The organism is Vibrio sp. 10N.247.311.51, from assembly GCF_041467855.1.
In the GTDB taxonomy this organism is placed as follows: domain Bacteria; phylum Pseudomonadota; class Gammaproteobacteria; order Enterobacterales; family Vibrionaceae; genus Vibrio; species Vibrio coralliirubri.
In genome coordinates, this window is the sequence record NZ_JBFSVK010000002.1 from 405,608 (window position 1) to 415,166 (window position 9,559).

Genomic DNA, 9,559 nt, shown 5'->3' on the forward strand with positions numbered 1-9,559 from the left:
TTCTCTCTAAATAATTATTAATTAGTGAACAACCACTGTCTTTTCGTTCATGACGTTCACTTGAGATTTCAGTAACTCAGATGCAGGGTCATCTGGGCATTGGTCGATAAAATATTGATAATCGGTTGCGGCTACTTGGTGACAGTCTAGCTGCTGATAGATAAAACCACGGTCACGGATTTCATATGGGTCATCAGGTACAAACGTCAAAGCAAGGTCAGTACACTTCAATGCAAGTGTATAACGCTCTTCTCGCAGCAGTGCACTCTTGAGCAGGGCTAACCACTTACCAATAATTGTTGGGTGGTCGGCGACTTCTAGGTGCTCAGGTTTCACCTTAGCTAACGGGCCATCATGTCCAATTAACCATGCTCGCAACGTTTGTTCGCCAACATACTCACCGTTATAAGGATTAATATAGGCTGCAGCTTGCCCGTACCAGCTTACTTTAAGTAAGAATTGAGTCGGAAAAGAGACGCCCTCTACAGGAAAGCCTAGCTTGCGACTTAGAAAAAGAAAGATCGCCCCCAGACTCACTGGAATGCCTTTCTTTCTCTCAAGCACTTTATCGATGAACGCGTTTTCCGAAGAAAAATACGCATCTTTATCGCCAGCAAAACCCCATTCATAAAAGAATAGTCGAATAAAAGATTCAAACTTCTGCTGTTCATCGGTTTCATTAACCAAAGCAAACTCAGCGTCTTTTAACAATCTCGCCAGCTCTTGCTCTGCCCAACTGTCTTGAGTTTCTGGGTTAATCGCTTTATTTAAGATCAATGCACCTTCAGCTAACTCTAGCTGGTCAAAGTCTTCATCAAAAAATTCGTACATAGATAGTTAACCGAAATAAGGAGATAATTAACCGAAAAATGTTGGTGTCTTGGTCATTGCGATTTTGCCTGCCATCGCTAACCAGCCAAGCGCACCAAAGAAAGAGAATACTCTCAGTAGCTTGTTTTTACCTAGCTTAAGCGCAAAGAAACCTAATGCGATGTAAGCCATAACACAAGTTAGTTTTTCGGTTAACCATGGTGCTGCTGGTGTGAATGGAATAAAGCCAGTGATGAAAATCAAACCAATACCCGATAGCAATAGCAACGAGTCATTGATATGAGGGAAACGCTGCAAGAAAGGATGCTTAAGCTTAGGTGAGTTAGCCATCATAAGAGCGAAACGAATCGAAAGAAGTAGTGCGCTTATCGCAATCGTTAATAGGTGAAAATGTTTTAGACCTTCGTACATGGTATTCCTTTATATTTTTATATGTGCTTTCGTTAACACGAGCCTCACAATACCCGTTAATGCCCTGTATTTCTTCGTTAAACGCATTTCCGAGTTAAATGTATTGTCGAGTTAAAGGTATCAATTTAGCAAGTTCATCATCCATTGCTCACAAGACGATTAACAATCACTAACTATGAACAGTAACGACCCAATGTCACTCGGTCATTACCACCGTAATCTTTCTCTGTGACAACATCGAGATAACCGAGCGCCTGCATAATCTCACGAACTGCCAAACCTTGGTCATAGCCGTGTTCAAATGCTAACCAACCTTCATTTTCCAAAAAGCCGCGTGCGTTTTCAGAAATGTATCGAATATCTGCAAGTCCTTTCTCTTCAGCAACCAGTGCTGTGATCGGCTCAAAACGCACATCACCTTGAGACAAATGAGGATCATTCTTCTCAATGTATGGCGGGTTAGAAACAATCAGAGAGAATTTCACAGCTTCTTCAGAGCTCAAGGGCTCAAACCAACAGCCGTGCAAAAAAGACGCATTGGTGATATTGAGACGTTGTGCATTCTCTGTCGCAAGTTGCTGCGCTTCAGGGCGAAGATCAATACCCGTTACCTGTCGATTCGGCATCTCAGACGCCAATGCTAACGCGATAGCACCTGTACCTGTCCCTAAATCGAGAATCGCGCCTTGCTTGCCGTACGTTTTATCCAAAGCCACCTCAACCAAACGCTCGGTATCTGGGCGTGGGATTAATGTAGAAGGGGAAACTTTTAACAGCAGTGACCAAAACTCACGTTCACCGATAATGTAAGCCACAGGCTCACCGGTTAAGCGACGTTTTAGAAGGGCATTGAATTCAGACTCTTGCTCTGAGGTGAGATGCTTCTCAGGCCAAGTCAGTAGGTAAGATCTTGGTTTATCTAAGGCGTGACAAAGCAGTACCGCGGCATCAATAGAGGGTGATGTGTTATCACCCTCTTGAAGCTTTACGATTGCTGCTTTTAAAGCACTTTCAACCGTATATGCTGACTGCATACTGGTTAGTTGTTCTCTGCAAGTGCAGCAAGCTGATCGGCTTGGTGCTCTTGAAGTACAGGATCAAGCAAGCTTTGCATGTCACCTTCAAGTACTTCGTTAAGACGGTAGATAGTAAGGTTGATACGGTGATCAGAAACACGACCTTGTGGGTAGTTGTACGTACGAATACGGTCACTACGGTCACCCGAACCTAGTAGGTTACGACGTGTATCAGAAACCGCTGCTGCGCGGCGCTCTTCTTCTGCTTGAACAATTCGAGCAGCAAGAACAGCCATCGCTTTCGCTTTGTTTTTATGCTGAGAACGCTCGTCTTGACACTCTACTACTGTACCCGTTGGTAAGTGAGTAATACGGATTGCTGAATCCGTGGTGTTAACGTGCTGACCACCCGCGCCTGATGCACGGAAAGTATCAATTTTAAGGTCACCCGCTTTGATTTCTGGAAGATCCGCTTCTGGAATCTCAGGCATAACTGCAACCGTACATGCTGACGTGTGAACACGGCCTTGAGATTCAGTTTCAGGTACACGTTGTACACGGTGACCGCCTGACTCAAACTTCATTGTGCCGTAAACAGCGTCGCCACTAACCTTAGCGATCATCTCTTTGTAGCCGCCTTGCTCAGAAGCATTGCTGCTCATGATTTCAACGCGCCAACCTTTCTTCTCAGCAAACTTAGAGTACATACGGAACAGGTTGCCCGCGAAGATACCCGCTTCATCACCACCCGCCCCTGCACGGATTTCAAGGAAACAGTTACGCTCATCGTTTGGATCTTTTGGAATCAGAAGAATCTGTAGCTCATCAGTCAAACGTTCAATCGCCGCTTTTGCGTCTTTGATTTCGTCTTGAGCCATTTCACGCATTTCAGCGTCATCTTCGTTTGCCATCTCTTCAGCAGCTTCTAGATCTTCTTGAGCTTGCTGGTATGACTGGAAGCAAGCCGTCACTTCTTCTAGTTGAGAGTACTCTTTAGAAAGTGCACGGAATTTGTCTTGATTCCCGATTACATCTGGATCACCAAGTAGATGTTGAACTTCTTCATAGCGTTCAACAAGTGTTTCAAGCTTTACTAGAATCGAGGCTTTCATAATGTCTTATTCTGTTGGAGGTCTAATATTATTGAGGGTTTTCTAAGCCCAAACTCTGTCTAATGACCATTAATTTTGCAGGTTCTCCTTGCTCAGCTGCACTTTGAAGTGCGCGCGTTGGAGCATGGATCAATTTGTTTGTGAGCTTATTACTTAGCTCAAGTAAGACTTTCTCAGGGTCACCGCCAGCGGCAAGTGATTGTAAACTCTTACTTAATAATTCTTCTCGGATTTCGTTGGCCGATTTACGGTAGTCACGAATACTGTCTACAGCTTGTAGTGAACGCATCCAACTCATGAATGCCGCACTTTCTTCGCTAACGATTGCTTCCGCTTGAATCGCTTCCACTTTGCGCTGTTCAATGTTGCCATCAACAATCGACTGCAGATCATCCACTGAATAAAGGTAGGCGTCATTCAACTCACCAACCTGAGATTCCACATCACGCGGAACCGCAATATCAACCAGCAACATAGGTTGATGTTTTCTTGTTTTCAGTGCAGTTTCCACCATGCCTTTACCAATGATAGGTAACGGACTTGCGGTTGAGCTGATCACGATATCCGCTCGATGCAGATGATCAGGGATTTCATTAAGGCTGATCACTTCAGCACCAAACTCTTCAGCCAACCCTAAAGCACGCTCACGAGTTCGGTTAGCCACAATCATCTTGGTACAGCCATTCGCTGAAAGATGCTTAGCCACCAACTCAATGGTTTCACCCGCACCCACCAATAACACAGTTGAATCGGCAATCGACTCAAAGATGTGTTTGGCTAACGTACAAGCTGCGTAAGCAACCGAAACCGCGCTTCCGCCGATCTCCGTTTCAGTTCGAACACGCTTCGCGACAGAGAATGATTTCTGGAACAGCTTTTCCATTGAAGCATCAACAGATTTGTTCTCTCGCGAGTCTGTATAAGCTTGCTTCACCTGACCTAAGATCTGTGGTTCACCCAATACCAAAGAGTCCAAGCCACAAGCTACGCGCATTAAATGTTTAATCGCCGCCTGCTCTTCATGGACATAAATGCTCGGTTTTAGCTCTTCAGGGCTCACTTGATGGAAAACTGACAACCAATCGATGAGCTTGTTTTTTGCCACGCCTTTGACGTCACAATACAATTCAGTTCGATTACAGGTAGAAAGTATGACACTTCCATTTACGTGTGCATTTGCGTTAAGTTGCTTGAGTGCCTCAGATAATTTATCTGGACCAAAAGCGACTTTTTCTCGCAATTCAACCGACGCTGTATTGTGATTGATACCTACGGCAAGCAAAGACATGTATCAGAAGTTCTCGATCAGGGAATGGAAACAAGGTGCGAATTTTACTTGATGCATGGCTCTATTTAAAGAGCAAGCGGGATTTGTTTTCCTGACTTCGTGAATTCAATGCTATAGTTGAAGCGTTTTTTAGATAAATTTGAACAAGTTGTGAGCAAATATGAGCAAGCTTCTCAAAATCACGTCTCTTATTTTTATGGCCATAATTATGGTGGGTTGCTCGTCTATCCCAGAACAACCAACCAGCGTTGAATGGCAAAGTCATCAAGATCGGCTTTTACAGATAGAAAACTATCAAGCCTCAGGCAAGCTCGCTTACATTTCCCCAGAGCAACGCCAAAGCCTAAATTTCATTTGGAAGCATTCACAAAATCAAAGTCAATTAAGGCTTACGACTTTTCTCGGTCAAACGGCATTGAACCTAACCATTGATCCATCAGGTGCAAAAGTCGTGACCTATGATGATCAAGTATTTACTCATGCGAGTGCTTCAGTCTTGGTTGAGCAACTGACAGGCTTACAGATCCCTATTGATCATCTACCACAATGGTTCCTTGGCATTCCAGACCAAGCCGATAGCTACCAATTGAACACCACCAACACGCTTGAATCTCTCACCAAACAAGTCAGCAACCAACTATGGACACTGAGTTTTGCTAACTATCGCAATACAGAGGTGCCGAATAAGCAACTATCGGATGAAGACAACACTAAGGTAGAGATAATCCCACTCCCTACTCGATTGTCATTCAAGCAAGACAATAACAAAATCAACATTGTAGTTTCGAAGTGGACACTGAAAAAATGATAACAACGCCAACCCATTGGCCTTCTCCGGCTAAACTGAATTTATTTCTCTATATCACTGGTCGACGTGACAATGGCTATCACGAACTTCAAACTTTATTTCAGTTTGTCGATTTTGGTGATGAACTGACGGTTACCGCAAACTCAGAAACTAGCTCGATAACAATCACACCAGAAATTCCCGGGGTAGCACTTGAAGACAACCTGATCTGGAAAGCCGCTACTGCCCTGCAGCAATATACCTCAACCTCTTTCGGTGCAAATATTGAACTCAAGAAAGTACTGCCTATGGGTGGCGGTATTGGCGGAGGCTCTTCAAATGCAGCAACCGTGTTGGTCGCTCTGAATTATTTATGGCAACTCAACCTATCGGATGACCAGCTCGCCGAGATCGGTTTGAAGCTTGGTGCTGACGTTCCTGTCTTCGTTCGAGGCCACGCCGCCTTTGCTGAAGGGGTTGGAGAACAACTACAGCCCGCTAATCCGGATGAAAAGTGGTATCTTGTGGTCAAGCCTCAAGTGAGCATAGCAACTGTAGACATATTCACACATTCAGAATTAACTCGAAACACGCCAAAGCGAGCGCTATCAACGCTTCTAGAGCAAGAATACGTAAACGATTGCGAAAAAATTGTGCGAATGCTGTACCCAGAGGTTGATAAGCAACTTTCATGGCTGCTACAATACGCGCCGTCGAGATTGACTGGCACAGGTTCGTGCGTTTTTGCTGAATTTAACAGCAAAAAAGAAGCCGAATTGGTGCGAGAACAACTACCTGACACAGTTTCCGCTTTCGTAGCGAAAGGAAGAAACATTTCTCCTTTAAAAGAAACTCTGGCTGAATACCAATCAGCCCACCCACAATCTATTTAAAACTGGACGCAACCCGAGGTTTCCACCGTGCCTGATATGAAGCTATTTGCTGGTAACGCAACACCTGAACTAGCCCAACGTATTGCTGATCGTCTATACATCTCTCTTGGCGATGCTACTGTAGACCGTTTTTCTGATGGCGAAGTCGCTGTTCAAATCAATGAAAACGTTCGTGGTAGCGATGTATTCCTGATTCAATCAACTTGTGCACCAACCAATGACAACCTTATGGAATTGGTGGTAATGATTGACGCAATGCGCCGTGCTTCTGCTGGCCGTATTACTGCTGTAATCCCTTACTTCGGTTATGCCCGTCAAGATCGTCGTGTACGTTCTGCTCGTGTGCCAATTACTGCAAAAGTTGTTGCAGACTTCCTTTCTAACGTTGGCGTTGACCGCGTTCTTACTATCGACCTACACGCAGAGCAAATCCAAGGCTTCTTCGATGTACCTGTTGATAACATCTTCGGCACTCCAGTTCTTCTAGAAGACATGGCTAACCGTGGCCTAGAAAACCCAGTTGTGGTTTCTCCAGACCTTGGTGGTGTTGTACGTGCTCGTGCAACGGCTAAAGCGCTAGGTGATGTTGACATCGCTATCGTTGATAAGCGTCGTCCACGTGCTAACGTTTCTGAAGTAATGAACCTAATCGGTGATGTTGAAGGCCGTGACTGTGTTATCGTTGATGACATGATCGATACGGGTGGCACACTATGTAAAGCAGCTGAAGCGCTTAAAGAGCGCGGTGCTAAGCGCGTATTCGCTTACGCAACTCACGCTGTTTTCTCTGGTACTGCTGCGAACAACATCAAGAACTCTGTTCTAGACCAAGTTATCGTAACGGATTCTATCTCTCTATCTCCAGAGATGGCTGCGACGGGTAAAGTGACAACACTTAGCCTTTCTCGCATGCTTGCTGAAGCGATTCGTCGTATCAGCAACGAAGAATCAATCTCAGCGATGTTCAACTAATCAAAGCCCAATAGCTTTTTTTACAAAAGCTTGGTTTTAGAAACACGCGAGAGAAAGATATTAAGCACTTCAGTCAATGAAGTGCTTTTTTTATGTCTGAGTAATATTGCACTGCTAGTTATCACAAACAGGAATAATCGCGCAGCTATCAGCTAGCTCGCACCTTTTTCATAAACTGTGATATCATACGGCGCTTTTTGAAATCCCAAGAGAGATCCATACCTTGAGCCAACAAATAAAACTTCTCGTTGGACTGGCTAATCCAGGTCCAGAATACGCCAAAACTCGCCACAATGCGGGCGCTTGGGTAGTTGAAGAATTAGCGCGTGTACATAACGTGACACTAAAGAACGAACCAAAGTTCTTTGGCCTAACGGGTCGTATCATGGTTCACGGTGAAGATCTTCGTTTGCTGATCCCAACGACTTTTATGAACTTGTCAGGCAAAGCAGTTGCAGCCTTAGCAAAGTTCTACCAAATTAAACCAGAAGAGATCATGGTCGCTCACGATGAGTTAGATCTGCCTCCTGGTATTGGAAAGTTTAAAAAAGGTGGTGGTCATGGTGGACATAATGGTCTGAAAGACATCATCAGCAAGCAGGGTAACAATAAAGAATTCTATCGTCTTAGATTAGGCATTGGCCATCCAGGACACAAAGATAAAGTTGCAGGTTATGTATTAGGCAAAGCTCCTCAAAAAGAGCAAGAGTGTATCGAGGCCGTCGTTGACGAATCGGTTCGCAGCCTAGACATCTTATTAAAAGATGGCCTACCAAAAGCACAAAATCGCTTACATACGTTCAAAGCAGAATAAGGTTTATATCATGGGTTTTAAATGTGGCATCGTTGGTCTACCAAACGTTGGTAAGTCAACTCTGTTTAACGCACTGACTAAAGCAGGCATCGAAGCAGCAAACTTTCCATTTTGTACGATCGAACCAAACACAGGTATCGTTCCGGTTCCAGATCTACGCTTAGATGCATTAGCAAAAATTGTTAATCCACAGAAGATCCTTCCAACGACAATGGAATTCGTAGATATCGCGGGCCTAGTTGCTGGCGCATCTAAAGGTGAAGGTCTTGGTAACAAATTCCTAGCTAACATCCGTGAAACTGACGCTATCGGTCACGTTGTACGCTGCTTTGAAAATGAAAACATTGTTCACGTTGCTGGCAAAGTATCTCCAATCGAAGATATCGAAGTGATCAACCTTGAACTTGCACTGGCTGACTTAGACAGCTGTGAACGTGCAATTCAACGTAACGCGAAGAAAGCAAAAGGCGGCGACAAAGACGCTAAATTCGAAATCACTGTACTAGAAAAGCTACTTCCAGTTCTAACTGAAGGTGGTATGGCGCGTACTGTTGAACTTGGCAAAGAAGAAGCGGCAGCAATCGGCTACCTAAACTTCCTAACACTTAAGCCAACAATGTACATCGCAAACGTTGCAGAAGATGGTTTTGAAAATAACCCATACCTAGACGCTGTTCGCGAATACGCAGAAAACGAAAACAACGTTGTTGTTGCTGTTTGTGCAGCAATCGAATCTGAGCTTTCTGAGCTTGATGACGAAGATCGCGAAGAGTTCCTAGCGGATATGGGTATCGAAGAACCAGGTCTTAACCGAGTGATCCGCTCTGGTTACGAACTACTGACTCTTCAAACTTACTTCACAGCTGGCGTTAAAGAAGTTCGCGCTTGGACAATCCCTGTAGGTGCAACTGCGCCACAAGCAGCGGGTAAGATCCACACAGACTTCGAGAAAGGTTTCATCCGTGCTGAAGTTGTTGGATTCGATCACTTCATCGAATTTAACGGTGAGAGCGGTGCGAAAGACGCAGGTAAATGGCGCCTTGAAGGTAAAGAATACATCGTTAAAGATGGTGACGTTGTTCACTTCCGCTTCAACGTATAATTCTGATTAAACATCTAGAAAAAAGGCCAGTGAATTCACTGGCCTTTTTGTTTTTCCCCTTTCTAAATTGCCCCTCACCAAAAACTTAACTTCCTATATATATCGCCTTTTAGACCTGTTTTTTGTCGACAAATACGCCTCTTTGCCTAAAAAGAAACCGAACAGATGTTTATTCGCGATTTATTCAAAAAAAAAGTTGACGGGTTTCGCTCAACTACGCATAATGCGCCCCGTTCACAACGAAGCGGCAACGTCTCGAAATGAACGACAATTTGGAAATGGCTACTTAGCTCAGTTGGTTAGAGCACATCACTCATAATGATGGGGTCGCAG

At 44.4% G+C, this 9,559-nt stretch carries 10 protein-coding genes; 5 read left to right on the plus strand and 5 right to left on the minus strand.

Annotated elements, in window-relative coordinates; all coding sequences use genetic code 11:
* Positions 1–21: 21 nt before the first annotated feature.
* The 5 genes from AB6E85_RS03975 to hemA all read right to left on the minus strand — a co-directional run bounded on the left by AB6E85_RS03975 (position 22) and on the right by hemA (position 4,658).
* Positions 22–831 (minus strand): SirB1 family protein, encoded by an 810-nt coding sequence (locus tag AB6E85_RS03975; RefSeq protein WP_048609600.1) that lies wholly within the window; start codon positions 829–831, stop codon positions 22–24.
* Between the two features lie 27 nt (positions 832–858).
* Entirely contained in the window at positions 859–1,242 is a 384-nt protein-coding gene (locus AB6E85_RS03980) for a SirB2 family protein (RefSeq protein ID WP_009848726.1), read from the minus strand.
* Between the two features lie 173 nt (positions 1,243–1,415).
* Entirely contained in the window at positions 1,416–2,276 is an 861-nt protein-coding gene (prmC, locus tag AB6E85_RS03985; RefSeq protein ID WP_372141538.1) for a peptide chain release factor N(5)-glutamine methyltransferase, read from the minus strand.
* 5 nt (positions 2,277–2,281) lie between these two features.
* Positions 2,282–3,370, minus strand: coding sequence for a peptide chain release factor 1 (gene prfA, locus AB6E85_RS03990; protein WP_019821589.1), 1,089 nt, complete (start codon positions 3,368–3,370; stop codon positions 2,282–2,284).
* 28 nt (positions 3,371–3,398) lie between these two features.
* On the minus strand, positions 3,399–4,658 hold the full coding sequence (gene hemA, locus AB6E85_RS03995; RefSeq protein ID WP_019821588.1) for a glutamyl-tRNA reductase: 1,260 nt from the start codon (positions 4,656–4,658) through the stop codon (positions 3,399–3,401).
* 160 nt (positions 4,659–4,818) lie between these two features.
* Between hemA and lolB the strand changes: the two genes are divergently transcribed.
* The 5 genes from lolB (at position 4,819) to ychF (ending at position 9,226) form a co-directional block, all read left to right on the plus strand.
* On the plus strand, positions 4,819–5,466 hold the full coding sequence (lolB, locus tag AB6E85_RS04000) for a lipoprotein insertase outer membrane protein LolB (protein WP_050654233.1): 648 nt from the start codon (positions 4,819–4,821) through the stop codon (positions 5,464–5,466).
* On the plus strand, positions 5,463–6,338 hold the full coding sequence (gene ispE, locus AB6E85_RS04005) for a 4-(cytidine 5'-diphospho)-2-C-methyl-D-erythritol kinase (protein WP_050654232.1): 876 nt from the start codon (positions 5,463–5,465) through the stop codon (positions 6,336–6,338). Before lolB ends, ispE begins: the two co-directional genes overlap by 4 nt.
* A 27-nt stretch (positions 6,339–6,365) precedes the next feature.
* Positions 6,366–7,310, plus strand: a complete 945-nt coding sequence (locus AB6E85_RS04010; protein ID WP_004739814.1) for a ribose-phosphate pyrophosphokinase — start codon at positions 6,366–6,368, stop codon at positions 7,308–7,310.
* A 223-nt stretch (positions 7,311–7,533) separates the two neighbouring features.
* Positions 7,534–8,124 (plus strand): aminoacyl-tRNA hydrolase, encoded by a 591-nt coding sequence (gene pth, locus AB6E85_RS04015; protein WP_004739815.1) that lies wholly within the window; start codon positions 7,534–7,536, stop codon positions 8,122–8,124.
* A 10-nt stretch (positions 8,125–8,134) separates the two neighbouring features.
* Complete coding sequence (gene ychF, locus AB6E85_RS04020) at positions 8,135–9,226, plus strand: redox-regulated ATPase YchF (RefSeq protein ID WP_010439159.1); 1,092 nt, start codon at positions 8,135–8,137, stop codon at positions 9,224–9,226.
* Positions 9,227–9,559: the final 333 nt, after the last annotated feature.

Excerpts from the sequence above, each read along its gene's own strand:
- prfA (WP_019821589.1), bottom strand. The coding sequence starts at position 3,370 with ATGAAAGCCTCGATTCTAGTAAAGCTTGAAACACTTGTTGAACGCTAT.
- hemA (WP_019821588.1), bottom strand. The coding sequence starts at position 4,658 with ATGTCTTTGCTTGCCGTAGGTATCAATCACAATACAGCGTCGGTTGAA.
- ispE (WP_050654232.1), top strand. The coding sequence starts at position 5,463 with ATGATAACAACGCCAACCCATTGGCCTTCTCCGGCTAAACTGAATTTA.
- prmC (WP_372141538.1), bottom strand. The coding sequence starts at position 2,276 with ATGCAGTCAGCATATACGGTTGAAAGTGCTTTAAAAGCAGCAATCGTA.
- AB6E85_RS03975 (WP_048609600.1), bottom strand. The coding sequence starts at position 831 with ATGTACGAATTTTTTGATGAAGACTTTGACCAGCTAGAGTTAGCTGAA.
- ychF (WP_010439159.1), top strand. The coding sequence starts at position 8,135 with ATGGGTTTTAAATGTGGCATCGTTGGTCTACCAAACGTTGGTAAGTCA.
- lolB (WP_050654233.1), top strand. The coding sequence starts at position 4,819 with ATGAGCAAGCTTCTCAAAATCACGTCTCTTATTTTTATGGCCATAATT.
- AB6E85_RS03980 (WP_009848726.1), bottom strand. The coding sequence starts at position 1,242 with ATGTACGAAGGTCTAAAACATTTTCACCTATTAACGATTGCGATAAGC.